Source organism: Nocardiopsis sp. NPDC006139, from assembly GCF_040614155.1.
GTDB classification, from domain to species: Bacteria; Actinomycetota; Actinomycetes; order Streptosporangiales; family Streptosporangiaceae; genus Nocardiopsis; species Nocardiopsis changdeensis.
In genome coordinates this window covers 34765-58850 of record NZ_JBEXTT010000014.1, presented here as the reverse complement: position 1 = coordinate 58850, position 24086 = coordinate 34765, and the positions used below count along the sequence as shown (strand labels likewise).

Genomic DNA, 24086 nt, shown 5'->3' with positions numbered 1-24086 from the left:
AGTGGATTCCATTACGATGATGAATGTGTAGCCGGTGATCGGCTTCTCACTGAGAGTTGGTGGGGGTCGTTGCTGGTCAGGCTATGCCGTGGCCGTCCCCCGCGTCTGCGAAACGCGCACGTTCACCCTGTTCCACCTTGCGCGGATGGACGCACCGGTCGGGTCCGTTCGAGGCTCTTCGCCACATCCATGTCAAGGAGTGTCTTTGTCATGCTCGCAACCGTTCCCTCACCCCCGCCGATGCCGCCGTTGCCGGAGGTGACCCTCCCCCTCGGGGAACTGGTGCCGCGGCGGTGCCGGCACTACTTCAACCCCCACGCCCGCCGGGCGCACTACAAGGTGCGCTCCTACGAGTTCGGGTCCTCGCCGCAGCTGATGCCGCTGGTGCGGGCGTTCCTGGAGGCCAGCGCCGCCGAACGCGACGCCGACTACCGCTACCTGTTCACCCTGCTCGGGTCGGAGCTGGCCGCGAACGCGCTCACCCACTCCCGCTCGGGGCGGCCGTTCGGCACCTTCACCCTGCGCTGCGAGCGCAGCCGCACGGGACTGCGCCTGACCTGCACCGACCAGGGGCACCCGGACGGACGCACCACCCCGGACGGGCAGCGCGAGTACCTGGCGGCCGACCCCGCCGGGCTGGACGTGGGAGCCGAATCGGGCCGGGGCCTAGCGCTGGTCGACGCCCTGGCCACCTCCTGGGGCGACAACGGCATCGCCGACCACCGCCAGGTGTGGTTCTTCCTCGCCTACGACCTGACCGGCAACCCCTGGACCACCGCGGCCTGAACCGGTGCGGGCGGGAAGCGCAGCCCCACCGGGCCAATGACACCCGCCCCCACAACACCCGAGAACACAGGTGCCCCGACCGGTGCGCGAACACCGGATCGGGGCGTGATCACCACCTGCACCAGCCAGGAGATGACCGTGGAACACCCTACAACCGGCCGCCACCGGCGGCCCTGCACCGGCATGCCCGCACGCGTGTGGGCTCTGGCCGCCGCACTCCTTGCCACAGCCCTGACCGCGCTCTTCGTCCCCCGTCGAGCCGACCGAAAGCCGCGCCCCTTTCCAGCCGCATCCGAACGCAAAGACGTTCCCGGACGCGGTGACCTGCTCGCCGCCCCGCCCGGATCCCCCGACCGGAACACCTGGCCCGCCGGAACCTCCGGTGCGTCCGCCCGCTGGGAACAGGCCTTCACCGGCCCGAGCGACCGGACCGACACCGACCCCGACCGGATCGCCGGAGCCCTGGTCCGCCCCTACCTGGACCTCGTCCCCCGGCCGCGTCCGGCGGAGCCGGAGGACTACCCGGCCGCGCCCCCGGCCACGGACCAGGGCGAGTTCGCCGAGCCGGCCGACCGAATCCGCGCCTACCTGGCTCTGAACCCGGGCGCCGGGGAGGTCTCCTGACAACCGGGGGCGCCGCGGGCGGTGTCGTTCCGACACCGCCCGCGGCCGTGTCCCCGGGGGCGACCGTGTGCGACGCTCGCTTGCGGGAAGCCGTCGGGCGACAGGGGAGGACCATGGGCGAGTCCGAGTTGTTGGTGGTGGGGCCCGCGCTGGCCGTCGCCGTCGTGGTGGCCGTCGCGGCCGCGGCCGGGGTGTCCGCGCTGGGCCGCCTCGGCCACGGCCTCGCCGTGCTGCGCGCCGGCGGCCGCGCGGTCCTGCAACTGGGCGCGGTCTCCTTCCTCATCGCGGCCGTCGTCTCCTCCGGCCCGCTCACCCTCGGCTTCGTCGCGGTCATGCTCACCGTGGCCGCCCTGACCGCCGGACGCCGCATCACCTCCGCCCGGTGGCGGCCCCTGTGGGCGTTCCTGCCCGTCTGCCTCCCGGTCGTCCCCGTCGTGGTCGCGCTGCTGCTCACCGGCCTGACCCCCGTCAGCGGCCTGGCCGTCATCCCGCTGACCGGGATCCTCACCGGCGGCGCGCTGACCGCGACGGTCCTGGCCGGGCGCCGGGCCACCGAGGAGCTGCGCACCCGAAAGGGAGAGGTCGAGGCCGCCCTGTCCCTGGGCCTGTCGCCGCGCGACGCCGCCCTGGAGATCGGACGCCCCGCCGCCGCCTCCGCGCTGCTCCCGGCCCTGGACCAGACCCGGACGGTGGGCCTGGTGACCCTGCCCGGGGCGTTCGTGGGCATGCTGCTCGGCGGCGCGACGCCGTTCGAGGCCGGGGCGGTCCAGGTGTTCGTCCTGGCGGGTCTGCTGCTGGTGGAGAGCCTGGCGATCGTCCTCACCGTGGAGCTGGTGGCCCGCGGCGCCCTCCCGGTTCCGGAAAGGGAGTGAGGTCCCGGGCGCGGTGCCTCTGCCATGCTGGGCCGTACCGGTCCGGAGAGCGGAAGGGCGTGTGCGGCGGATGGGCGAGCGGGAGCACGAGCGGGCGCGGTGGCGGGAGTGGGTCGGCGCCGCGCTCGCCGACCACGAGAGCGGCACGGCCGGGCTGGACCGGGTCGCCGACCTCCTCGTGCTGGGCGCGGCCGAGGTGACCTCGCGCCGCGGCCTGCTCTACGAGCAGGCGTACGAGCTGGCCGCGGAGCTGGAGCGCCACCACGACCTCCGGACGTCCCCCTGGAACGCCCCCGGCGACGTCACCCCCGCCGATGACCGGCAGCTGGCGCAGACCATCGCGGCGGTCCGGCGGCTGGTCGGTCCGGCATGAGGAACGCCGTGCCGCGGGCGCGGTACGCGGGGGCGACGGGCGAGGTGGAGGTGTCCGGGGCGCGGGCCGGGCTGCTCGCCCTGGCCGGGGTGCTCCGGGGCGGCGGCGACCTCGCCCTCGCCCCGGTAGCGGATCCGGCGCCCTACGACCGGGCGCTGGCACGGCTCCGTGTTCGGCTCCGAGAGGCGGGCAGGGTCCGGGTGTCCGTCGACGACACCATCCTGCTGATCGAGGGCGGACCCGGGTCCATCGCCGTCCTGGCCGAGAACGTCGAGGGCTTCGCTGCCGAGGCGGACGACCCCCGCCACCACCTCCACATCGATTACTTCCCCGGCCACTTCTACCTGGCCGAGGGCTCGGCGCCGCTCGTCGTGGGTTGGGACACCTCCGCTGACACCTGAGCCGCCGTGGGTCCGCCCGGGCGCTACGGCCTGGCGGAGGGCTCCTCCTTCGTGACGGCGGCCTTCGGCGGGGCCCCTGTGGACACCCGGGGCGCCCGGCCGCCCGGCGCCCGGCCCGAACGGTCGGCGAGCACGCCCGCCAACAGCACCACAGCGACACCCGCCGCCGGCACCACCATCAGGCCCGTCCGCAGCGTCGTCGCGTCCGCGATCGCCCCCACCACCGGCGGCGAGCACAGGAACCCCACCCGCATCAGCCAGCTCACCAGCGCCAGCCCCGTCCCCGGCTTCAGCCCGCGCAGCTCGTCGGCCGCGTGCATGGCCGACGGGATGAGCGTCGCCACGCCGAACCCCGCCGCAGCGAACCCCGCGATCGTCCCTGGAACGCTCGGGAACAGTAGCGCCGCGCCCAGCCCCAGCGCGGCGATCGCCCCGCCCGCGCGGGCCACCGCGCGCTGCCCGAACCGGTCGGTGAGCGCGTCGCCCGCCATGCGGCCGACGAACTGCGCTCCCACCAGGGCGATGTACCCGAACGCCGCCAGCGACGCCGTCGCCCCCAGGTGGTCGGACAGGTACACCGCACCCCAGGTGCTGCCCGCGTCCTCCACCATGATCCCGGCGATGGAGATGACGGCCAGCGCCGCCAGGATCGCGTACCTGGTCCAGGCCGCGCCGCTCACACCCCGGACCTCCTGCTCGGCCCCGCCGCCGGCCTCCGCGGCCCCCTCGCGGTCCGGTCCAGGCAGCGTCCAGCGGTAGGCGGTCAGCGCCGTCGCCGACAGCAGCACGGCCGCCACCGCCAGGTGGACGCCCGGGGACACTCCCAGCCCCGTGGCCGCCGCGCCCATCAGGCCGCCGATCACCGCGCCCACGCTCCACAGGGCGTGGAACGAGTTGAGCACCGACCGCCGGTACAGCCGCTGCACCCGCAGCCCGTGCGCGTTCTGGGCCACGTCCACGACCGCGTCGAACGCCCCCGCCAGGAACAGCGCACCCGCCAGCAGCGCCCACGTGGGGCCCACCGCCGCGCCGAGCATGCACAGCGCCGTCAGCACCGTTCCGAACGCCGCCACCCGGGACGACCGGAACCGGCGGATGACCGGCCCCGCCGCCATCCCCGCCACCAGCGCGCCCGCAGGGAACGCCGCGATGGCCAGCCCGTACTGGGCGTTGCCCAGCTCCAGCGCCGCCTTGATCTCCGGGTAGCGGGGGACGAGGTTGGCGTAGAGCGCGCCGTTGGTGAGGAACAGCAGCGACACCGCGGCCCGCGCGCGGCGGACGCTCCGGTCCACGGGCGCGCGCCCGGCGGCGGGTGCGGCGGGGGAGTCCGGCGCGCTCATGGTGGGACCTCCAGGGGAACGGCAGAAGGTGTACGACCGTACACCTGTCGCGTACGATCGTACACTCCGGGGAGGCGCGGATCGAGACCGCGCCCCCCCGGGGATCCGCGAGAATGGCCCCGTCGGAACCGGCGGCGGAGAGGAGTCAGGGTGGCGACCGGACGGGTGGACCCCGAACGCAGGGAGCGCATCATCGCCGCCGCCGCCGACCTCATCGCCGAGGAGGGCGTGGCCGGGACCTCCCACCGCAAGGTGGCCGCCCGCGCCGAAGTCCCGCTGGGCTCGATGACCTACCACTTCGCGGGCATGGACGAGCTGCTGCGCGAGGTGTTCTCCCGCTTCGCCCAGGACCTCAGCCGCAGGTTCGAGCAGCGCCTGGCCCGGGCCCGGAACCTGGAGGAGGCCCGCGAGGCCGTCACCGCCCTGGTCCACGACGAGCTGATGACCTCCCCGCGCGAGCTGGTCCTCACCCACGAGCTGTACACCCTGGCCGCCCGCCGCCCCGCCTACCGTGAGCTCACCCGGGCGTGGATGCTCCGCAGCAGGCGCGCCCTGGAACTCCACTTCGACCCGCTGACCGCCCGGCAGGTCGACGCGCTCATCGAGGGGCTGACCATCCACCGCGCCCTGGAGCTGGAGCCCCACGACCGCGCGCTGACGGCGGACGCCGTCGCCCGCATCACCGCCGTCCCGTCGCCGGGCGGCCCCGCCGCGGGCTGAGGACGTCCCGAACGGCGACCGCTCGGGGCGGTTCGGGCGGATGGTGCGCCCGGCCGCCCGCGCGTCGGCTTCCGGTTCCGGGGTCGTACGGCCTGCCCGGGGCCCGGTCCCGGCCCCTACTCCTGTCCCAGCCCCAGCTCCTCGACGACGCGGGCGACGCGGTCGCGGTCCTGCGGACCGAGGCCGCGCAGCGGCAGCGGCAGGCTCGGGCCGCGCACCAGCCCCAGGTGCTCGGCGATCGCCGCGGCCACCCGGAGGCTGCCGTGCCGGGCGAACAGGTCCCAGAGGGGCCCAAGGCGCGCGGAGAGTTCCTCGGCCCGCTCCGCCGCGCCGGACCGGGCTGCGCGCACGATCTCCAAGGCAGGGGCGGGCAGGGTGCCGCCGACGACCGAGTACCAGGCGTCGCAGCCCGCGTTCAGCCCGGTGGCGCCGAAGGCGTCCCCGGACACGCCGACCGTGACGCCCTGGGGCAGGAGCTCCCGGAGCCGGGCCACCCGCCGGGCGGCCTCCGCGGGGTCGGCGGGCACCCCGGGGATCTTCAGCGACGCGACGCCGGGCAGCCGCGCGACGTCGCGGTAGAGGTCGTCGGTGAAGGAGAAGTGCGTGGTCCGCGGGTTGTCGTACACGACGAGCGGCACGGACAGGGCGCGGGTCACGTCCTCGTAGAGGCCGTACACGTCGTCCGGGGTGAGCTCCTGGTACGACACCGGTGCCAGCAGCACACCGGACGCCCCGGCCCGCTGGGCGTCCTCGGCGAACTCCAGGACGTGCGAGGTGCGCAGGGCGCCGATGCCCGCCAGGACGGGCACCTCCCCGGCGTGCTCCACGGCCAGCCGGACCACGCGGGCGCGCTCGTCGCGGGTGAGGTAGGCGTAGGAGCCGGTCGACCCCAGGGCGGTGATCGAGTCGACGCCGGCCCTGGCCAGGCGCCCGACCAGGCCGGCGAAGGCGGCCTCGTCGACGCGGTCGCGGTGGATCGGGGTGAGCGGGAAGGCGCTGAGGCCGGTGAACATGGGCACTTCCGTGGATCGTCGGGCGGACCGGCGGGGGCGCCGCCGGGCGGGCCGGGTCCGGGACCCGGCGGCGGGAAGACTACCGCGTCACCCCTCGCCCCTGGCGCCCTGTGACGGTGATCGCCCGGTCGCGGGGAGTGTCGCTCGCCCACCTTCGGCGGCCGCTCCGATAGAGAAAGGGGGACGCCCCCGGTGGGCGACGCGCTCCTTCAGCCGTCGAGAGGACCATATGGGCAGCATCCCCGACGAGGTCGCCCCCGGTGTCTTCCGCCTCGGCGACGAGGTGGTGAACTTCTACCTGGTGGACACCGACGAGGGCCTGGTCCTCGTCGACGCCGGGCTGCCCACGCACAGCTCCGCGTTCCTGGACGCGGCGTCCCGGGTGGGCGGGCGGCTGCGGGCCGTCCTGCTCACCCACGGCCACCCCGACCACATCGGTCTGGCCGCCCGCGTCCTGGAGCACTCGGGAACGGCGGTGTGGGTGCACGAGGGCGACGCGCCGCTGCTGGGCGGCGGCCCCGCGCAGGCGATCGTGCACGCCCCTCCCGAGCGCTCGATGCTGCCCTACCTGCTGCGCCGTCCGCGGGCCGCCCGCCTGCTCGCTCACCTGGAGGGGTCGGGGGCGTTCAACGCGCCGCCGGTGCCGGAGTACTCCACGTTCGTCCACGGCCAGGTCCTGGAGGAGGTGCCCGGAAGCCCGCGGGTGGTGGGCGCGCCCGGGCACACCCCGGGCAGCGCCGCGTTCGTCTGGGACGACCGCGGGGTGGTGTTCACGGGGGACGCGCTGGTCACCTACGACCCGACCACCGGCCGCAAGGGACCGACCACGATCAGCCGGATGTCCACGCACAAGGGCGCCCAGGCGATGGCCTCGCTGGAGCGGCTGGCGGAACTGGGGGAGGAGGCCGTGGTGCTGCCCGGCCACGGCGACCCCTTCACCGGCGGGCCGCGCGCGGCGGCCGAGGAGGCGATCGCGCGCGGGATCCAGTAGGGCCGCCCGGGGGTGTCCGCGCGGCGGTGCCGGGCAGGGCCCGCCGGATCGGGGGAGAACCGCGGGGCGTTCACGGCTGTCTACCCGGACGAACGAGTTACACCGGACCTATTGACTTTCGATAGGTATCTATCGATACTCGATGCATGCGCAGCTACATCACCCTGGTCCTGCGGGCCGGCGTCGCGATGGCGATCCTCACCGGCCTCTTCGGCCAGATCGTCGTCATCCCCGGTGTCGCCGCCAGCGAGGTCGAAAGCTTCCCTCCCTACGCCCCCTACGAACTCCCCTATGTCATCCTTGCCGTTCTCGGCGTCGCCTGTGTGCAGGTCGCCCTGGTCGCCGTGTGGGCGCTGCTCGCGATGGTCGAGCGCGATGCGATCTTCACCCGCCGGGCCTTCTTCTGGGTGGACGTCATCATCGGGGCCACCCTCGCGGCGTCCCTGATCACCGCCGGGGTCACCGTGCACCTGCTGGTGGACTCGAATATCCCCTCTCCCGCCGACGGCATGGAGCTGATCGGCGCACTGGGCGCCGCCGTCGTCACCACTGCCGGGGGCATCGCCTTCGCCCTGCTGCTCATCCTCATGCGCGGACTGCTGCGCAAGGCGGCCGACCTGCAGACGGAGATGTCCGAGGTCGTCTGAAGCGGATGGTGTATCCGGTCGAGTGCTTCGACTCCTTGAAGCGGATGTCTTATCCGGTTGGCCGAACCGGATGGCCGATCCGGTTGGTCGGATCAAACCGCCGAGCCGGATGGCTTATCCGGATGGTGGGATCGGCCCACCGAATCGGTACGCGCGGGCTCTGGGCCCCGATCCCGCCCCCGCTCGCGCCCCGATCGTCCACGGCGCACGAGGGCTGCCGGACGGTGGCCTTGCCGGAACGGTCGGCGGAACCGGGGGAGGAGGCCGTGGTGCTGCCCGGCCGCGCGACTCCTTTGTCGCCTAGCCGCCCGGCACCGCGGCGCCGAGCGGGTGATCGAGCTCGGGAGCCAGTAGGCGCGCGCCCGTGGACGTCTGTCGCGATCGTTCGCGGGGGAGCCGGTGGACCGCCCCCGCATGGGCTCTTGCCGCGGTCGTTCGCGCGGGAGCCGGTAGGGGCGCGCGTGCCGGGTTCCGGGCCGTACCGGGGCCGCCCGGTCACACGTCCCTTCGCCGGCGGGCCGCGCGGCGGCCGGAGTGGCCACGCCGGGGCCGCCGGGTCAGCTCCCGTGCCGGGGCTCCTGGTTGAGGTCGTCGGCGGCCCGCTCGTTGAGCACGGCGGCCGTCCGCACGGCGCCGTTGACCATCCCCTCGTCCGCCTCGGCGCCCCGCTTCTCGGCGGGTTCCTCCGGCGGGCCCGGCAGGACCCCGGCCATGACCCGCATGAGCCGCTGCACCAGCGACGGGCACAGCCCGCGCGCCGCGACGACCGCCGCCGCCAGCGGCGTGATCACCAGGTACGGGCGCCCGCGCGCGGCCGCCTCGACGATCCGGCGGGCGGCGTGCCCGGCGCCCGCCGACACCAGCGGCAGGCCGGCGCCCAGGGCGAACCAGCTGTACTCGCGCTCGGCGTTCCCCGAGAACACCGCCGCCCGGTGCGAACCGGTGCGCATCAGCCCCGGCACCACCGTGGTGACCCGCACCCCCCGGCGCGCGAGCTCCGCGCCCAGCCCCTCCGACAGGGCGACCTCGGCGAACTTGGCGCACGAGTACGGCAGCAGGTGCGGCACGCTGAGGTGGCCGCCGATGGACGTGATGGTCACCAGCGAGCCGCCGGTCCGCGACAGCGGGCCGATCGCGGCCCGGGAGATCCGCAGCGGGGCCCAGAACATCGTCTCCATCGCGTCGCGGAAGTGCTCCTCGGTGAGCACCTCCTGCGGGCCCACCTGGATGATCCCGGCGTTGTTGACGACGAAGTCCAGGTGGCCGAAGGCCGCCTCGGCCTCCTTCACCAGGCGCTCGGCCCCCTCCGGGTCGCGTACGTCGCACCGGATGCCGCGGGCCGGAACGCCGCGCGCCTCCAGGTCGGCCACGGCCCGGTCCAGCTCGTCGCCGTCGCGCGCGCAGACCACCACGGACGCGCCGCGCTCGCCGAACTCCCGGGCCAGGCTCAGGCCGAGCCCGCGCGAGCCGCCGGTGACCAGGGCGACCCGCCCGGCGAGCCGTGTGGTGTGCGGCCGTGGTGCCAGCGCCGCCGCTCCGACGCCCAGCGCGGCGCCGGCCGCGGCCCAGGGCAGTACCCCGCCGCTCCGGCTCCGCCGCGCCTGCTGTGGCTCGTCCCGGCGGAGCCGGGACGCCGCCCGGGCCGTCAGGAGCGGGACCAGGACGGTCTTCGCCTTCATCACCGGTCGCCTCCTTCGCGTCTGCTCCGGTTCCGCGTTCCGCGCGGCCGGTCCGTTCCCGCGGAGCGAACCCCCACAGGCCCTCGGGCGGGGAGCGCCGGACGCGGCCCCTGCGGTCCCCCGTGGCGGCGCCCCCGAGCACCGCCGTCCTGTGGACCCGCCGTGTAGGGACGCGGCTACCCGGGACCGTACGGGCCGAAACAGCGGGCGCCCCGTGCCGCCCCGTCCCGCCCCGTGCCGCCCCGGAGCGGAACGGGTCGCGGAGGCCACGACCGGCGACCGGCGGGGCCGCCGCCCGCCGCCCGCCGCCCGCCGAACACCGCCGCTCCGGCTCAGCCGGTGGGGTCGGGCTCCTGGGCGCGTTCCCGCTCCCGGTAGGCCTGCGCCTGGAGGTCCCACAGCTCCCGGTACACGCCGCCCCGCTCCATCAGCTCCTCGTGGGACCCCCGGTCCACCACCCGCCCCCGCTCCAGCACCACGACCACGTCGGCCATCCGCACCGACGCCAACCGGTGCGTGATGAGCACGACCGTCGCCCCCGTCCGCCCCGCGTGCGCGTGCAGCGAGGAGAAGAACCGGTGCTCGGCCCGGGCGTCCAGCGCCGACGTGGGCTCGTCCGCGATCAGCAGCGGCACCGCCGACCCGTCGTCGCCCCGGTGGAACCCCCGGGCCGCCGCGAGCCGCTGCCACTGCCCGCCCGACGGCTCGTGGCCGTGCGCGAACCGCTTGTCCAGCAGTGTCTCCCACCCGCGCGGCAGGTCCGCCACCACCGTGTCGGCGTGCGCCGCCCCGGCCGCCCGCGCCAACCGCTCCGGGTCGTCCTCCGGGCCGCCCATCACCACGTTGCCGCGCGCCGTCATCGGCCAGTGCGTGTGGTCCTGGGCGATCACCGCGATCCGCGAGCGCAGGTCGTCGGCGTCCACTCCCGCCAGGTCGGTCGCGTCCCAGCACACCCGTCCGGCGTCGGGCGTGTACAGCCCCGACAGCAGCTTGGCCAGGGTGCTCTTGCCCGACCCGTTCTCGCCGACCAGCGCCACCGTCCGCCCCCGGGGCAGCACCAGGTCCACCCCGGCCAGCGCCGGACCCGTGGCGCCGTCCCCGTCCCCGTCCGCCTTGGGATAGGAGAACGTCACGTCCTCCACCCGGATCTCCGCGAACCCCTCCGGGGCGGGCGGAAGGTCCCGGCGGGGCGTGCGCTCGCGGGCCTTCTCCTCCAGCTCCACCAGGTCGGCGACGTACAGCCCCGCCTCGTAGACCTGGCCCACCGACACCAGCACCGTGCCCAGCGCGCCCTGGGCGACCCGCACCGCCACCACGGCCGCCCCGGCCGCCGCGATCGGCACGACCCCCTCGACCAGCAGCACCCCCAGCGCGACGAACACCACCACCGTGGCGGCCCCGCCCAGGGCCCCGCCCGCCACCCGGATCAGCGCCATCCGCGTCGCCAGCCGCAACCGGGCCTGGAGCTCCCGTTCGGCGAACCGGTCGAACTCGGCGCGCAGCCGCGGGCCCATCGTGTACGAGCGCAGCTCGGCGGCGGTGCGCCGGTCGATCATCAGCTGCTGGAGCATGAACTTGCGGCGCATGACCTCGGTGAGCCTCAGCGTCAGCCGGTACCGCAGCCGGGCGGACGCCGCCGAGCTCCACCACTGGGGGACCATCGCCACCAGGATCAGCGGCAGCAGCACCGGGTGCAGCGTGCCCAGCACACCCGCGGCCGCGGCGATCGCCACCAGGCCGGTGAGCACGTCCAGACTGGTGCGGACCAGCACCCCCATCTGGTCGCAGCCGGTGGCGTACCCGCGGAACACGTGGTCGTTGAAGGCGCTGTCGTCGAAGGCCGCCGCCTCCACCCGGGTGACCGTCTCGTTGAAACGGCGCTCGGCGGCCAGCACCACCTTGGGCTCCAGCCGGGCCTGGGCGCGCCCGGCCAGCGCCCCGCACGCGCCCCGGGCGAGCAGGGCCGCCGCGAGCAGGAGCAGCGAGGGCAGCGCCGCCCGGACCCGGTCGGGGGTGGGCACGGCCGCGAACACCTCCTCCAGGACGGCGTTGGTCGCCACCAGCGCCCACGCGGTGGCCGCGCCCATCCCCAGCCCGAACACGACGGTGGCGGCCAGGTCTCCGGGCCCCGACCGGCGGCCCACGGCCAGGGCCCGGCCGACCAGCACGGGCATCCGGCGCGCCATCGACCACCAGGTGGCCTGGCGGGCCCGTTCGCGGAACATCCGGTACTCCGAGGTGGCGAGCCGCTCGGCGTCCGCGTCGGGGGAGTCGGAGGAGGCGTCGTGCCCTGGATCGTTCCCGGCTCCGGTGTCGGCGCCGGAGCCGGCGTTGGTGTCGTGGTCGTGCAACAGGCGTTCCTCTCCGTTTCCGTGGCGGGGACAGGCCGATCATGACGGTCCGGTCCGTCGCCGGGGGAGGGGGCGACCGATTGCGGTCCGACCGCATCGGGCCACGGAGGGTCCCGCCGGGGGTGCACGCGCGCGTCCGGCGGCCGGGACGGGCCCGGACCGGCCGGGTAAGGGGCGATCCGAATCCGTGTTCGATGCGGTCTCCGGTGCCCTTCCGGGGGCCGTCGCGCCGCCTGTCACCGACCGGGGGAGAGCGTCACGGAGTTCGCCCTTTGAGTACCAAGAGGCCTTTTGTCGCCTTGATGCCCGTTCGGGTTCCGTGTCCGGGTACGCGCCCCGCGCGAAACGCGGCGATCACGCAGAACCCGCACTCTCCCGACCCGTGCCGATATCAATGGAACCGCGACCGCGCCCGCCCCCCGCCACGGCGTCCGGACTCCGGTGAGGGAGAGGTGGTACATGGCTGGTCTTCGGGCGCGCACCCGTGACCTGCGGCACCGGATCGAGCAGACGGCGGCGGTGGTCCGCGACCGCCTCACCGCCCACACCTGGTCGGTGGTGCAGGCCACCCTCGCGGCCGTGATCGCCTGGACCGTCGCCGGCGGCCTCGTCCAGGACCACAGCCCGTTCTTCGCCCCCATCGCCGCCGTCATCGCGCTCAACGCCTCCGGCGGCGAACGCGGCTCCAACGCCCTCAAACTCCTCACCGGGGTGTTCATCGGCATCGGCGCGGGCGAGCTCGCCCTGGCCGTGGACGTCGGCGAGCTCGTCACCATGAGCGCGGCCACCCTGCTGGCCATGCTCGTGGCCGTCGCCATCAACGCCGAGCGCATCGTCATCGGGCAGGCCGCGGCCAGCGCCATCCTGACCACGATCTTCATCGGGGACGGCAGCCCCGGCATCGACCGGCTCGTCGACGCCCTCATCGGCGCGGGCGTCGCCCTGGTGTTCAGCCAGCTGCTGTTCCCCGCCCGGCTGGTCGCGCTGCTGCGGCGCATCGAGGTGGACGCGCTCGGCGAGATGTCGGGCATGCTCACCGGCGTCGCCCAGGCCCTGGACGAGGAGGGCGACGTCTCCAGCCAGCAGATGGTCAACCGGCTCGGCGACCTCAGCCGGCCGATGGCGGAGCTGAGCCGCGCCCGCGAGGCCAGCATGACCACCATCCGGCTGTCCACGATCCGCTGGGGCGACCCGCAGCCGGTGCTGGACGAGGACGAGATCATCGAGCGCCTCATCCTGCTCGGCGAGAGCTGCCTGTTCCTGTGCCGCAGCACCGCCGCGATGGGCGCCCACGAACGCCGCGAGCTGGTCCCGATCGTGTCCGGCATGGCCGACGTGCTGGCCACCCTCGCCGACGACCTCAGCAGCCGGGAGGCTCGCGAGCAGGCGGTGGAGCAGGCGCTGATGACCGCGCGCATGTACGGGCCGGGACGGCCCGACGACGACCAGGTCACCCAGGCCACCCACCTGGCGGTGGAGATGGTCGCCACCGACATCATGCTGTTCGCGGGCATCCGGTTCGAGGAGGTGGAGGAGGTCCTCCAGGGAGATCTGGAGGACCCGAGGATCCCGCCGCCGCCGGGGGTGCCCTGGCTGCCGTGGCTGCGCTGGCACCCCCGCCTGGGACCGGTCCGGGACCGCTTCGCCCGCTGGGGGCCGGGACCGCGCAGGCCGGGCGGGCCCCGGCGCTTCGGCCGCTGGCGCCCTGGGCCGCCCGGCTGACGGGCCGGCGCGTCCGGGGTTGCGGTTGACGCGGGGTCAACGCCTAACGTCGGTGACCGGACCGGAGGTACCGGTCCGACGAGGGGAGCGGTCATGCCGACCTGGCCGACCGGGCAGGTGTGCCGGATGACCGGCGTCAGCTCGCGGACCCTGCGGCACTACCACCGCATCGGCCTGCTGCGGCCCGCCGCGGTGGGGGCCGGCGGGGTGCGCCACTACGGCCGCGCCGAGCTGCTGCGGCTCCAGCGCATACTGCTCATGCGCGAGCTGGGGCTGCCCCTGGCCGACATCGCCGCCGTGCTCGACGCCGGCGGCGACCCGGCCGGGGCGCTGCGCACCCACCTGCGCGACCTGCTGGCCGAACGCGACCGCATCGACACCCTCGTCACCACCGTGCGCCGCACCCTGGACGCACTGGAGGAGGAGGGGACCATGGGCGCACTCGACCCCGAGACGCTCTTCGCCGGATTCGACACCGCCGCCTACACGGACCGCGCCCGCGCGCAGTGGCCGGCCCAGTGGGAGCAGGCGGCCCGCGCCGCCGACGGCCGGGCCCCGGCCGACTGGGAGGCGGACCGGGCCGGACTGGCCGCCCAGCTGGAGCGGATGGCCGCCCACCTGGCGGCGGGGCGGCCGGTCACCGACCCGGCCGTGCAGGCGGAGGTGCACGACCACTACCTGCGGGTCTCCCGCATGTGGACGCCCGACGCCGACGCCTTCGCCCACCTGGGGCGCGTGTACGCCGAGGAGGGGCCCTGGCGGGAGGTGTACGAGGCGGTCGCGCCGGGGCTGGCCGACTACCAGTGCGAGGCCATGGCCGCCTACGCCCTGGCCCGCCTGGACACCCGGAGGGAGGGGACGTGATCCCGCCCCACTGGACGGCGCACCGCCGGGAGGAGGACGGCGAGGTCCTGGGCTACCTCGCCCCGGCGGGTGCGGGGGCCTACACCCCGATGACCCCGTTCGGGCACGCGGCGGGCGCCCCGTCCGCCGAGGCCGAGGCCCGCGCAGCCCTGGACGCCCGCGGGCTGGCCTACCTGGCCGACCGCTGGCTGCTGGAGCTGCCCGGGCGGGCCGAGCCGGTCGCCGTGCGGATCGTGGAGGTGGGCCCCGACCGCATGCGGGTGGCCAACGCCGACTTCGGCTATGAGGAGGCCGACCTGGGGCACGTCTTCACGCTGGACGTCCCCGAGCCCGGCCGCCTGCGCCCCGCCTGAGCGCCGGTCGCCGAGGCTGGGGACCCGGGGCGCCGTGCCGCCGCCCGGCGGACGGGCCCGCCCGGCCGAGGGGTCCGCCGCCCTCCCGTCCTCGCGGCCGGAGCGGAGCGCCCCGGCCCGGGGCCGTCGCCGGTGGGCGGCGGCCCCGGGCGGCTGCTCGGCGGGGGCGACCTGGAATTCCAGGTGACGGGAAAGTGGCCGGGAGATGAATGGAATCCTCGGTGATCGGGGTAGGGAACACACAACGTGACCCTCCGTGTACGGTTCCCCCGGAATGTTCCCGACAGGAGACTTTTGCAGACCCGACGGATCCCTGCCCCCGTTCCGTTCGCCCGTCCCCGCGCCCGCTCCCGCCCGGTGAGAAGACCCGGGCCCCGCCGCGCGCCCGCCGCCGCGGCGGGCGGACCCTCCCGCTCCTGAGGAGGGCGGCGCGCGGGGTGGCACGGCCCGCTCCCCGGCGGGTCATCGCACCGCGTCCCCGCGGCGGTCCTCCCGGACCGGCCCCCGCACCGCGCGCCCCGTGTCCGGCACGCCCCCGGACCGCCCCCTCCCGACGCGCCCCGTGACGCGCGGCCGGTCCCCGGCCGCGTCCGCACCGCCGGTGCCCCGCACAACACCCGCGGTCCTTCGGCGACCCCCGAGCGGCATCCCGACACCACCGCCCGGGCCCTTGCCGTACCCGGAAACGGGGCGCCTCCCGACGCCGCCCCGACCACCGGAAAGCGTGGAACGCAGTGACCGTACAGATCGATCCCCCCTCCCACCAGCCCTTCCCCCTGCCGCACGCCTCCGTGGACGCCCCCGTCCACGCGGGGACGGCGGCCCCGGAGACGCATGCGCGGCTCCGGGCTCCCGGGCGCGACCGCCGCGCCGCCCCGCCCCGGCCGGGCGCCGTCCCCGGCCCCCGCCCGAGCACCGACGACACGGCCCGGCCGGCGGGGGAGGACCCGCCGGACCCGCCCGCCCGCGCACGCCGCGCGCCTCGCGCGCCCCGCCGGCCCCCCGGCGGTCCCGCGTCCGCCCGCCGGGCGGACGCGCCCGCCGACGCCGCGGCCCCCGGTCCGGTGCCGGGGGCGCGGCGGGCGCTGCCCGCCCTGTGCGTCACCGTCACCGTCAGCCAGGGCGCGCTGTTCTACGCCTTCCCCGTGCTGGCCCCCGCGGTCTCCCTCGGCACCGGCTGGTCCCTCATCGTCCTCACCGCGCTCTTCTCCGGCTCCCAGGTGCTGGCGGCCCTGGTCGCCCCGCTGGTCGGCCGCTGGCTGCGCCTGCGCGGCCCCCGGCCGGTGATGACCGCCGCCGCGGTCCTGGGCGCGGCGGCGCTGGCCGCCTGCGCCCTGGCGCCGTCGCTGTGGGTGTTCGCGGCGGCCTGGCAGGCGGCGGGGCTCGCCGCCGCCGGGCTCTTCTACCCGACCGCGTTCGCCGCCCTCACCCACTGGTACCGGTCGGCCCGGGTCCGCGCGGTCACCACCCTGACCCTGGTCGGGGGGTTCGCCGGGACGGTGTTCGCCCCGCTCGCCGCGCTGCTGGAGGCCCACCTCGGCTGGCGCGGCGCCCTCCTGGCCCTGGCCGCCCTCGTCGCCCTGGTCGTGGCGCCCCTGCACCTGTGGGCGCTGCGCGCGGAGTGGACGCCCCACGGCGACCCGGAGTCCGGCCGCCGGGCCGTGCGCGGGGTGATGGCCGGGCGGGCGTTCTGGGCGCTGACCGCGGCCCTGGCACTGGGCGCCTTCACCGTCCACGCGGTGGTCGTCGACCTCGTCCCGTTCCTGCGGGAGCACGGGTTCGGCACCGCCGAGGCGGCCTGGGTCCTGGGCGCCACCGGTATCGGCCAGGTGCTGGGCCGCCTCGTCTACGCCCCCTGGGAGCTCCGCAGCCGTCCGGGGACGCGGGCGGTGGCGGTGCTGCTGGTCTGCGCGTCGGGGGCCGTGCTCACGGCGGTGCTCGCCCTGGCGGGCGCCGCCCCGGCCGCGCTGTTCGCGGCGGCGCTCGCGGTGGGCGCCGGGCGCGGCCTGCTCACGCTGGTGCAGGCCACGGCGATCGCCGACCGGTGGGGCCCCGAGCACTACACCACGCTCAACAGCATCATGCACACCCCGATCGCGCTCGCCGCCGCGCTCGCGCCGGGGGTGTGCGCGCTCGCCGCCGGGGCCGCGGGCGGCTACGCGCCGGTGTTCTTCGCCCTGGGGGCCGTCGCGCTGCTGGGCGCCCTCGTCGCCCCCGCCGGGTCACCCGCCGCCGTGGCGGCGGGTGACCGCGGGTGAGGGCCGGGGCCCGGGTCAGAGGGCGTCGGCCGGCGTGTCCAGGACGGTGCGGTCGCGGGAGGACACCAGGTCGAACTGCGGCCCGGTGCGCGGCAGCTCGTGCCGGAAGAAGTACGCGGCCGCCGCCCGCTTGCCCGCGTAGAACGCCTCGCCCGGGGCGTCGCTCCTGCCGTGCGCGGCCACCAGCTGCTCCAGCCACATCCACGCCACCACCACGTGCCCGACGGCCTCCATGTAGGGGGTGGCGTTGGCCAGCGCCTCCGCCGGGTCGCCGTTCGCCCAGGCCTCCGCCGTGGTCCGCACGACCCGGTCCAGGGCGGCGTCCAGCAGCCCGGCGAACTCCGCCTCGTCCCCGCCCAGGCCGCGGGCCCGGGCGGAGGCGGCGCGCGCGGTCTCCACCAGCAGCCCCAGCCCGGCCCCGCCGCCCTGCACCGCCTTGCGGCCCAGCAGGTCCAGGGCCTGGATCCCGTGGGTGCCCTCGTGGATCGCGTTGAGCCGGTTGTCCCGGTAGTGCTGCTCCACGTCGTACTCGCGCGTGTACCCGTAGCCGCCGTGCACCTGGATCGCCAGGCTGTTGGCCTCCAGGCACCACTGCGAGGGCCAGCTCTTGACGAGGGGGGTGAGCACGTCCAGCAGGGCGTCGGCCCGCTCGCGGTCCGCGGCGCCGTCGGCGGTGGCGGCCTCGTCGACCAGCCGGGCGCAGTACAGGACCAGGGCCATCGCCCCCTCCACGTAGCTCTTCTGCGCCAGCAGCATCCGCCGCACGTCGGTGTGCTCGATGATCGGCACCGGCGGGTTCGCCGGGTCCTTGTCGCCCAGCGGGCGGCCCTGGAGGCGCTCGCGGGCGTAGGCCAGCGACTTCAGGTACCCGGTGTAGCCGACGGCGGCGGCGCCCGCCCCCACCCCGATCCGGGCGCCGTTCATCATGTGGAACATGTAGCGCAGCCCCTGGTGCGGCTCCCCGACCAGGTAGCCGACCGCGCCGGGCTCCCCGCCGGGGGTGTGCGCGCCCTCGCCGAAGTTGAGCAGCGCGTTGACGGTGCCGCGGTAGCCCATCTTGTGGTTGAGGCCGGCGGGGACGACGTCGTTGCGCTCGCCGACCGACCCGTCGGCGTTCACCAGGTACTTGGGCACGATGAACAGCGAGATGCCCTTGACCCCGGGCGGGCCGCCGGGGATCTTGGCCAGCACCAGGTGGACGATGTTCTCGGTGAGCTCGTGGTCGCCCGCCGAGATCCACATCTTGTTGCCGAACAGCCGGTACGTGCCGTCCCCGGCGTCCTGCGCGCGGGTGGTGATGTCGGCCAGGGAGCTGCCGGCCTGCGGCTCGGACAGGCACATGGTGCCGGTGAACCGGCCCTCCACCATGGGCCGCACGTAGGTGTCGACCTGCTCGGGGGTGCCGTGGGCGAGCAGCAGCCGGGCGTTGCCGACGGTGAGGAAGGGGTAGGCGGAGGAGCCCAGGTTGGCGGCCTGGAACCAGGCGCTGCACGCGCTGGCCACCACGTGGGGGATCTGCCCGCCGCCCACGGAGGCGGGCAGGCCGAGCGCGTTGAGGCCGGTCTCGGCCAGGACCTCCAGGGCCTTCTTGACCTCGGGGATCACGTGGACGCGTTCGCCGTCGAAGCGCGGCTCGTTGGCGTCGTTGGCCTTGTTGTGCGGGGCGAAGTGGTCGGTGGCGACGCGTTCGGCCAGCTCCAGGGCGCCGTCGAGGGTCTCGCGGGAGTGGTCGGCGTAGTGGGGGCGCCGGGTGAGGGACTCGGCGTCGAGCCATTCGTAGAGCAGGAATCGCAGGTCGCGCGCGGACAGCAGGGTGGATGCCACGGGGTCGCCTCCTCGGAGTGATTGACCGACTGGTCGGTATGGTATCCGTTCGGGGAACCCGCCGGGCGGCCGGGGCGGCGGGGGCCCCGGGGTCCTACGCTGGGCGTGCACGTCCGACCGCCTTCGACAAGGAGCCCCGTGTCCACTCCCGCCGCCGACCCGTCCCGCACCGTCCTGCTGCTCAACGGGCCCAACCTCAACCTGCTCGGCACCCGCGACCCCGGCCAGTACGGCACCACCACCCTCGCCGAGGTCGAGGCCCGGGTCGCCGCGCTCGGCAGGGAGCTGGGCGTGGAGGTGGTCTGCGCGCAGAGCAACGGCGAGGGGGAGATGGTCGACCGGCTGCACGCCGCCCGCGGCTGGGCCGGCGTGGTCATGAACCCCGGCGCGTACGCCCATTACAGCATCGCCCTGCGCGACGCCGTCGACGCCATCGAGGCGCCCGTGGTGGAGGTGCACATCTCCAACGTGTACGCCCGCGAGGGGTTCCGGCACACCTCGGTCACCGCCCCGGTGGCCGCCGGGTACATCGCCGGCTGCGGGGTGCCCGGCTACGAGTTGGCGCTGCGCGCGGTCCTGGGCCGGGCGGCCGAACGCGGCACCCTGGGCTGAGGCCCGCGCGCGTCCGTGCGCCCCCCGGTACCGACCGGTCGGTTTCCATGGGGCGCACGGACGCGCGGCACACCCGCCTCAGCGGAAGGTCGTCAGCGCCGCCCCGGCCTGCTCCAGGTGCGCGTGGTCGTTGAACGACAGCAGCCGGGTGCCGCCGCGCCCGTGCACCACCTTGGTGAGCGACCCGTTCACCACGATCCGGTTCAGCTCCAGGAACCCGTGCGCCGGGGCCCGCAGCAGCGCCGCGCACACCGCCGCGACCACCCCCGCCGACGTGAACACCAGGGCCGTCTCGCCCCGGCCCAGTCCGGCGACCGTGTCCTCCAGCGCCGCCCGCACCCCGCCGCGGAACGCCTCCCAGCTGCCCGGCCCGTCGCCCCCGGCGGCCATCCACGCCGACAGCCCGGCGTCCAACCGCTCCTGGAGGGTGCCCTCGGCGACGGGGTGCCGGGCCAGCAGCCCCAGGTGGTCGTACTCGTTCCAGCGCTCGTCGACCGTCGGCTCGGCGTCGATCCCGGCCTCGGCCAGGGCGGCCGCCGCGGTCTGGCGCTGCCTGCGCAGCGACCCCGAGAACACGGGGCCCGGGCGCAGCCCGCGTCGCTCGAGCTCGGCGCCCAGCAGCCGCGCCTGCTCGTATCCGGTGGGACTCAGCTCGTCGTAGTCCTCCGCCTCCGGCGATGCCTTGCCGTGGCGGATGAGGTAGATGCTCGGCATCGCCCCAGAGTACGAGTGCGGCCCGCGGCCGCGGCGCCCGGGGGCGGGCCGAGGCGCACCGGGGACGGGTACGCGGAGGGGCCGGGGACCGACGGTCCCCGGCCCCTCCGCGGGGCGTCCGTCAGGGCCGGTACGCGGCGGCCCCGGAGAACTCGGCGATGGACCCGCCCGCGGAGATGGACTCCCGCGCCGGGATCTCGGCGTCCTCCTTGGCCTTGAGCAGGGCGCCCAGGCCCACCGCCTCCTCCGGCGCCAGGAACGCCACGCCGTCGGAGTCGGCGAACACCACGTCCCCCGGGCGCACGACCGCGCCGGCGATGCTCACGGGGACGTTGATCGCACCCTCGATCCCGGCGATGCGGGTGGTCAGGGGGCTGTAGCCGCGGGAGAGGACGGGCAGGTCGTAGGCGAGGGTCTCGTCGTGGTCGTTGACCGAGCCGTCGATGACCGCGCCGACCGCGCCGCGGGCCTTGGCGGTGTAGGACACCAGGCCGCCGAAGCACGACCGCGCGAGGTCGCCGGACTGGTCGACGACGAGCACGTCGCCGGGCCGCAGCATGTCCGCGGCCATGTGGACGGCCGTGGAGTCCAGGTGCGGGATGCGCACCGTGACGGCCGTGCCGACGAACTTCAGCGGGCGCCGGTTGGGCGTCAGCCCCAGGGCGAAGCCGTGGTCGCGCAGGTGGCCGAGGGTGGAGACGCACACCTGGGACAGCTCGGAGACGATGGACGCGTCGATCTGCCGCGGCATGTCGTTGACGGTGAACAAGTCGGGTCCTTTCCGGTCGGTGGGGCGCGTGCCTACTGCGCGCTGGAGAGGTAGGGGATGAAGGTGGTGATCTCGGGGACGAGGATGAGGACGGCCACGACGATGACGTCGGCGACGATGAAGGGCACGATGCCGCGGAAGATCCGCCCCAGCCCGGCCTCGGGCACGGCGCCGGAGTACACGAAGGCGTTCATGCCGACCGGCGGCGTGATGAGCGCCATCTCGGCCACCTTCACGATGAGCACGCCCAGCCAGATGCCGTCGAACCCGTAGCCGACCAGGATCGGGTGCAGCAGCGGCCCCGCGATGAGGATCATGGAGATCCCGTCGAGGAACATGCCCAGCGGCAGCAGCACCAGCAGGCACAGCACCAGGACCAGGTAGGGGGGCAGGTCCGCGGCCAGGACCGCGTTCACCACCGCGGTGCTCGCCCCGGACAGGGCGAGGAAGTAGGTGAACACCCCGGCGCCGACCATGAGCAGGAACGTCATGGCGGTCAGCCCGACGGCCTCGGTCACCGACTCCTTCACCACCCGCATCCACCGGGGCGGGCGGGTGCGCAGGAGCAGGATGACGAACGCCGACACGGCGCCGAACGAGGCGGCCTCGGTGGCGGTGGCCACGCCCAGGTAGATCGTGCCGATGGACACGGCGAAGATGACCACCAGGAAGCCGAAGCCGACCAGGTCCAGGGGCGGGGGGCGGTTCCCCTCGGGGCCGGCCTCGGGCGCGGGGTCCGCGTCCGGGCCGTCCGCGGCCGCCGCGGGGGAGCCCGCGGAGCCGGGCGCCGCGGCCCCGACCTTCTCGCGTTCCGCGGCGCGCGCCGCCCGGCGGCGCTTGCCGGCCGCGACGAGCAGCATGATGGTGACCGCGTAGACGAGGATCGTCAGCAGGCCCGGGCCGATGCCCGCCAGCAGCAGCTGCCCGATGTTCTCCTCGGTCACCACGCCGTACAGCACCAGCACGATCGACGGCGGGATGAGCACGCCGAGCGTGCCCCCGGCGCAGACGACGCCCGCGGCCAGGCGCAGGCCGTGCCCGGCCTTGACGATGGCGTCCGTGGACACCCGCGCCATGGTCGCCACGGTGGCGACGCTGGAGCCCGTGACGGCGGCGAAGAGCCCCGACCCGGACAGCGACGCCAGCGCGGTGCCGCCCGGCAGGCGGCGCAGCACCCGGGAGGCGAGGTCGAACCCCGCCTGGGCGAGCCGGGCGTGCACGGCGAACACGCCCATGAGGATGAACAGCGGGATGATGGTCAGCGAGTAGTCGGCGGCCGTGGAGTAGGGCTGGTTGGCCACCGTGCTGACCGCGGCGTCGGTGCTGCGCATGAGCACGATGCCGAGCAGGCCCGCCAGCATGAGCGAGAGCCCGACGTGGAGCCTGATCGCGAGCAGCCCCAGGAAGACCGCGACCACCGCGAGCAGGATCAGGAGCGTTCCCCCGGTCATCGTCCGACCTCCTCGTCGTGGCGGGCCGCGGACACCGGTTCCGGGGCGGTGTCCGCGGCCTCGGGGACACCCGCCGCCTCGACCAGGTCCGCCACCGCGTCCCCGGAGGCCTCGCCGGCCAGGCGGGCCCGGAGTTCGAGCACCTCCCGCCAGACGGCCGCCGCGAAGAACAGCAGGAAGGACACGAAGAGGACGAGCTTGGCCGGCCAGGTCGCCAGGCGCAGGATGTCGTTGGTGGTCTCGCTGCGGTCGACGGCGCTGAACAGCACCTCGGCCAGACCCCAGACCATCAGCCCGCCGATGACCAGCAGCAGGAGGGCGCGCAGGCCCGACAGGACCGTCCGGGTGCGTTCGCCCAGGCGCGTCTCGATCAGGCCCACGGAGACGTGCCTGCCGTCGATCTCGGCGGCGGCCAGTCCCAGGAAGGCGACCATCACCAGGAGCAGCGTGGAGATGTCGACGGTGCCCAGGATCGAGCTGCCCAGGGCGTTGCGGCTCACCACGTCGGCCACGGTCAGCAGCATCAGGGCGAGCAGCAGCAGGCCCGCGGCGAGGCCGAAGGCGGTCGACACGGCGGTGAGGGGCCGCGGCGGACGGAGCCGGTTCATGCGTCCTCCCCTTCCATGCAGGCGATCAGCGGGTCGGCGTAGTCGGAGGACTCGGTCTCCTCGGCGATGATCCGCCGGTAGTCGTCCAGGACCGACCGGGCGTCGTAGCCGCGCTCCTCGTAGCGGGCGACCCAGGTCTCGGCGGCGTCCACCTCGTCGCGCAGCTCGGCCACCTGCTCCTCGGGCAGCGAGGAGAACCGCGCCCCGGACTCCTTCAGTTCCGTGCAGGCGGTCCCGCCCAGGGCGTCCATCTCCTCCAGACCGTGGGAGATCCCCCGGGAGGAGGCCTCCGTCAGGGCGTCGCGGTACTCCTGCGGCATGGACTGGAAGAGCTCCTCGTTGATGACCACGATCGAGGACGAGTACGCCCCGATCCCGGGGTCCATGACGTACGGGGTGCTCGTGGACAGGCCGAAGGTGGGCAGGTTGGCGATGGCCAGCGAGGTGTAGCCGTCCACCACGCCCCGGGACATGGACTCGTAGATGTCGTTGGCCGTCATGGCGACCGGGTTGGCCCCGGCGGCGAGCATGACCTCGGAGGTCAGGCCGCCCGCCCGGACGCTCCGGCCGCGCAGGTCGTCCAGGTCGTCCGCCTCCTCCTGGAGCCCCACCGCGGCGATGCCCAGCGGCAGGGGGAAGAGCAGGCGCACGCCCTGGCGGTCGAAGTCCTCCCGGTAGACCTCGTTCTCCTCGTAGAGGCGCTCGATGGCGGTCATCTGCACCTCGGGGTTCTTGGTCTCGAACGGGAGCTCGATGACGGTGAACATGGACAGGTCCGAGGCGGCGTAGATGGAGCCGACCTGGGCCATGTCGGCGCGGCCGTCCAGGGTGGCCTGCACCGACTCGTCCGCGCCCACCAGGCTCTGCGAGTAGTGGAAGCGGACGGTGACGCCGCCGCCGGTCGCCTCCTCGACCTCCTCGGCCCACCGCTGGATGGCGCGGGACTGGTCGGAGGTGGAGTTGGAGTACGTCGTGTAGTGCAGGACGTAGGTGCCGTCGGTGCCGGGGGTGCCGGAGCACGCGGTCGCGGTGATCGCCAGGGCCGCGCCGGCGGCGGCCCACCGGAGCCGCCGCCGGACCCTGTTCGGGGTGTGGGATCCGAATGCCTTCATGG

General features: G+C 75.2%; 23 protein-coding genes. 13 read left to right on the top strand and 10 right to left on the bottom strand.

Going from position 1 to position 24086, the window contains the following annotated elements; translation table 11 throughout:
- The first annotated feature begins 210 nt into the window (after window positions 1–210).
- From ABZ249_RS19685 to ABZ249_RS19665, 5 genes are all read left to right on the top strand, one after another.
- Window positions 211–786: an ATP-binding protein gene (locus tag ABZ249_RS19685; RefSeq protein WP_355264783.1), complete on the top strand. Its 576-nt coding sequence runs from the start codon at window positions 211–213 to the stop codon at window positions 784–786.
- A 105-nt stretch (window positions 787–891) separates the two neighbouring features.
- Entirely contained in the window at window positions 892–1410 is a 519-nt protein-coding gene (locus tag ABZ249_RS19680) for a hypothetical protein (RefSeq protein WP_355264780.1), read from the top strand.
- Window positions 1411–1523: 113 nt separating this feature from the next.
- Complete coding sequence (locus ABZ249_RS19675; protein WP_355264777.1) at window positions 1524–2282, top strand: ABC transporter permease; 759 nt, start codon at window positions 1524–1526, stop codon at window positions 2280–2282.
- Between the two features lie 70 nt (window positions 2283–2352).
- Window positions 2353–2655, top strand: coding sequence for a hypothetical protein (locus tag ABZ249_RS19670; protein ID WP_355264774.1), 303 nt, complete (start codon window positions 2353–2355; stop codon window positions 2653–2655).
- Window positions 2656–2663: 8 nt separating this feature from the next.
- Window positions 2664–3056 (top strand): hypothetical protein, encoded by a 393-nt coding sequence (locus ABZ249_RS19665; protein ID WP_355264771.1) that lies wholly within the window; start codon window positions 2664–2666, stop codon window positions 3054–3056.
- Between the two features lie 23 nt (window positions 3057–3079).
- Here the strand turns inward: ABZ249_RS19665 and ABZ249_RS19660 are convergent, their stop codons facing one another.
- Window positions 3080–4396: an MFS transporter gene (locus ABZ249_RS19660; RefSeq protein WP_355264768.1), complete on the bottom strand. Its 1317-nt coding sequence runs from the start codon at window positions 4394–4396 to the stop codon at window positions 3080–3082.
- A gap of 150 nt (window positions 4397–4546) precedes the next feature.
- On the opposite strand from ABZ249_RS19660, the gene ABZ249_RS19655 reads away from it, so the two are divergent.
- Window positions 4547–5116, top strand: coding sequence for a TetR family transcriptional regulator (locus ABZ249_RS19655; RefSeq protein ID WP_355264765.1), 570 nt, complete (start codon window positions 4547–4549; stop codon window positions 5114–5116).
- Between the two features lie 116 nt (window positions 5117–5232).
- Here the strand turns inward: ABZ249_RS19655 and ABZ249_RS19650 are convergent, their stop codons facing one another.
- Complete coding sequence (locus ABZ249_RS19650; protein ID WP_355264762.1) at window positions 5233–6129, bottom strand: dihydrodipicolinate synthase family protein; 897 nt, start codon at window positions 6127–6129, stop codon at window positions 5233–5235.
- 229 nt (window positions 6130–6358) lie between these two features.
- Between ABZ249_RS19650 and ABZ249_RS19645 the strand changes: the two genes are divergently transcribed.
- Window positions 6359–7120 carry an MBL fold metallo-hydrolase gene (locus ABZ249_RS19645; RefSeq protein WP_355264759.1) on the top strand — a complete coding sequence of 254 codons (762 nt, stop codon included), beginning with the start codon at window positions 6359–6361 and terminating at the stop codon, window positions 7118–7120.
- A 146-nt stretch (window positions 7121–7266) separates the two neighbouring features.
- Window positions 7267–7767 carry a DUF2975 domain-containing protein gene (locus ABZ249_RS19640; RefSeq protein WP_355264755.1) on the top strand — a complete coding sequence of 167 codons (501 nt, stop codon included), beginning with the start codon at window positions 7267–7269 and terminating at the stop codon, window positions 7765–7767.
- Between the two features lie 557 nt (window positions 7768–8324).
- On the opposite strand, the gene ABZ249_RS19635 is transcribed toward ABZ249_RS19640, so the two are convergent.
- The gene (locus ABZ249_RS19635; RefSeq protein WP_355264752.1) at window positions 8325–9446 is read right to left on the bottom strand and encodes an SDR family oxidoreductase; all 1122 of its coding nucleotides are present in this window, start codon (window positions 9444–9446) and stop codon (window positions 8325–8327) included.
- A 332-nt stretch (window positions 9447–9778) separates the two neighbouring features.
- Entirely contained in the window at window positions 9779–11797 is a 2019-nt protein-coding gene (locus ABZ249_RS19630; RefSeq protein ID WP_355264749.1) for an ABC transporter ATP-binding protein, read from the bottom strand.
- Window positions 11798–12256: 459 nt separating this feature from the next.
- Here ABZ249_RS19630 and ABZ249_RS19625 point away from each other — a divergent pair, with 459 nt between their 5' ends.
- From ABZ249_RS19625 to ABZ249_RS19610, 4 genes are all read left to right on the top strand, one after another.
- The gene (locus ABZ249_RS19625; RefSeq protein WP_355264746.1) at window positions 12257–13519 is read left to right on the top strand and encodes an FUSC family protein; all 1263 of its coding nucleotides are present in this window, start codon (window positions 12257–12259) and stop codon (window positions 13517–13519) included.
- A 93-nt stretch (window positions 13520–13612) separates the two neighbouring features.
- Entirely contained in the window at window positions 13613–14383 is a 771-nt protein-coding gene (locus ABZ249_RS19620) for a MerR family transcriptional regulator (protein WP_355264743.1), read from the top strand.
- Entirely contained in the window at window positions 14380–14736 is a 357-nt protein-coding gene (locus ABZ249_RS19615; protein WP_355264740.1) for a hypothetical protein, read from the top strand. Before ABZ249_RS19620 ends, ABZ249_RS19615 begins: the two co-directional genes overlap by 4 nt.
- 734 nt (window positions 14737–15470) lie before the next feature.
- A complete protein-coding gene (locus ABZ249_RS19610; protein WP_355264738.1) occupies window positions 15471–16994 on the top strand; it encodes an MFS transporter in 1524 nt (507 codons plus the stop codon).
- A 15-nt stretch (window positions 16995–17009) separates the two neighbouring features.
- Here ABZ249_RS19610 and ABZ249_RS19605 read toward each other — a convergent pair whose 3' ends face one another.
- A complete protein-coding gene (locus ABZ249_RS19605) occupies window positions 17010–18818 on the bottom strand; it encodes an acyl-CoA dehydrogenase (RefSeq protein WP_355264735.1) in 1809 nt (602 codons plus the stop codon).
- A 138-nt stretch (window positions 18819–18956) separates the two neighbouring features.
- Here ABZ249_RS19605 and aroQ point away from each other — a divergent pair, with 138 nt between their 5' ends.
- Complete coding sequence (gene aroQ, locus ABZ249_RS19600) at window positions 18957–19430, top strand: type II 3-dehydroquinate dehydratase (protein ID WP_220561952.1); 474 nt, start codon at window positions 18957–18959, stop codon at window positions 19428–19430.
- Window positions 19431–19508: 78 nt separating this feature from the next.
- Here the strand turns inward: aroQ and ABZ249_RS19595 are convergent, their stop codons facing one another.
- The 5 genes from ABZ249_RS19595 to ABZ249_RS19575 form a co-directional block, all read right to left on the bottom strand.
- Entirely contained in the window at window positions 19509–20144 is a 636-nt protein-coding gene (locus tag ABZ249_RS19595) for a histidine phosphatase family protein (RefSeq protein WP_355264732.1), read from the bottom strand.
- A gap of 121 nt (window positions 20145–20265) precedes the next feature.
- Window positions 20266–20913 carry an RraA family protein gene (locus tag ABZ249_RS19590; protein WP_220561950.1) on the bottom strand — a complete coding sequence of 216 codons (648 nt, stop codon included), beginning with the start codon at window positions 20911–20913 and terminating at the stop codon, window positions 20266–20268.
- A gap of 32 nt (window positions 20914–20945) precedes the next feature.
- Complete coding sequence (locus tag ABZ249_RS19585) at window positions 20946–22364, bottom strand: TRAP transporter large permease subunit (protein WP_355264729.1); 1419 nt, start codon at window positions 22362–22364, stop codon at window positions 20946–20948.
- Complete coding sequence (locus tag ABZ249_RS19580) at window positions 22361–22972, bottom strand: TRAP transporter small permease (protein ID WP_355264726.1); 612 nt, start codon at window positions 22970–22972, stop codon at window positions 22361–22363. Before ABZ249_RS19580 ends, ABZ249_RS19585 begins: the two co-directional genes overlap by 4 nt.
- Window positions 22969–24084, bottom strand: coding sequence for a C4-dicarboxylate TRAP transporter substrate-binding protein (locus tag ABZ249_RS19575; protein WP_355264723.1), 1116 nt, complete (start codon window positions 24082–24084; stop codon window positions 22969–22971). The genes ABZ249_RS19580 and ABZ249_RS19575 overlap by 4 nt, the downstream gene beginning before the upstream one ends.
- Between the last annotated feature and the right edge of the window lie 2 nt (window positions 24085–24086).

Excerpts from the sequence above, each read along its gene's own strand:
- ABZ249_RS19635 (WP_355264752.1), bottom strand. The coding sequence starts at position 9,446 with ATGAAGGCGAAGACCGTCCTGGTCCCGCTCCTGACGGCCCGGGCGGCG.
- ABZ249_RS19685 (WP_355264783.1), top strand. The coding sequence starts at position 211 with ATGCTCGCAACCGTTCCCTCACCCCCGCCGATGCCGCCGTTGCCGGAG.
- ABZ249_RS19670 (WP_355264774.1), top strand. The coding sequence starts at position 2,353 with ATGGGCGAGCGGGAGCACGAGCGGGCGCGGTGGCGGGAGTGGGTCGGC.
- ABZ249_RS19660 (WP_355264768.1), bottom strand. The coding sequence starts at position 4,396 with ATGAGCGCGCCGGACTCCCCCGCCGCACCCGCCGCCGGGCGCGCGCCC.
- ABZ249_RS19650 (WP_355264762.1), bottom strand. The coding sequence starts at position 6,129 with ATGTTCACCGGCCTCAGCGCCTTCCCGCTCACCCCGATCCACCGCGAC.
- ABZ249_RS19675 (WP_355264777.1), top strand. The coding sequence starts at position 1,524 with ATGGGCGAGTCCGAGTTGTTGGTGGTGGGGCCCGCGCTGGCCGTCGCC.
- ABZ249_RS19625 (WP_355264746.1), top strand. The coding sequence starts at position 12,257 with ATGGCTGGTCTTCGGGCGCGCACCCGTGACCTGCGGCACCGGATCGAG.
- ABZ249_RS19580 (WP_355264726.1), bottom strand. The coding sequence starts at position 22,972 with ATGAACCGGCTCCGTCCGCCGCGGCCCCTCACCGCCGTGTCGACCGCC.
- ABZ249_RS19585 (WP_355264729.1), bottom strand. The coding sequence starts at position 22,364 with ATGACCGGGGGAACGCTCCTGATCCTGCTCGCGGTGGTCGCGGTCTTC.
- ABZ249_RS19595 (WP_355264732.1), bottom strand. The coding sequence starts at position 20,144 with ATGCCGAGCATCTACCTCATCCGCCACGGCAAGGCATCGCCGGAGGCG.
- ABZ249_RS19640 (WP_355264755.1), top strand. The coding sequence starts at position 7,267 with ATGCGCAGCTACATCACCCTGGTCCTGCGGGCCGGCGTCGCGATGGCG.
- ABZ249_RS19575 (WP_355264723.1), bottom strand. The coding sequence starts at position 24,084 with ATGAAGGCATTCGGATCCCACACCCCGAACAGGGTCCGGCGGCGGCTC.
- ABZ249_RS19645 (WP_355264759.1), top strand. The coding sequence starts at position 6,359 with ATGGGCAGCATCCCCGACGAGGTCGCCCCCGGTGTCTTCCGCCTCGGC.
- ABZ249_RS19620 (WP_355264743.1), top strand. The coding sequence starts at position 13,613 with ATGCCGACCTGGCCGACCGGGCAGGTGTGCCGGATGACCGGCGTCAGC.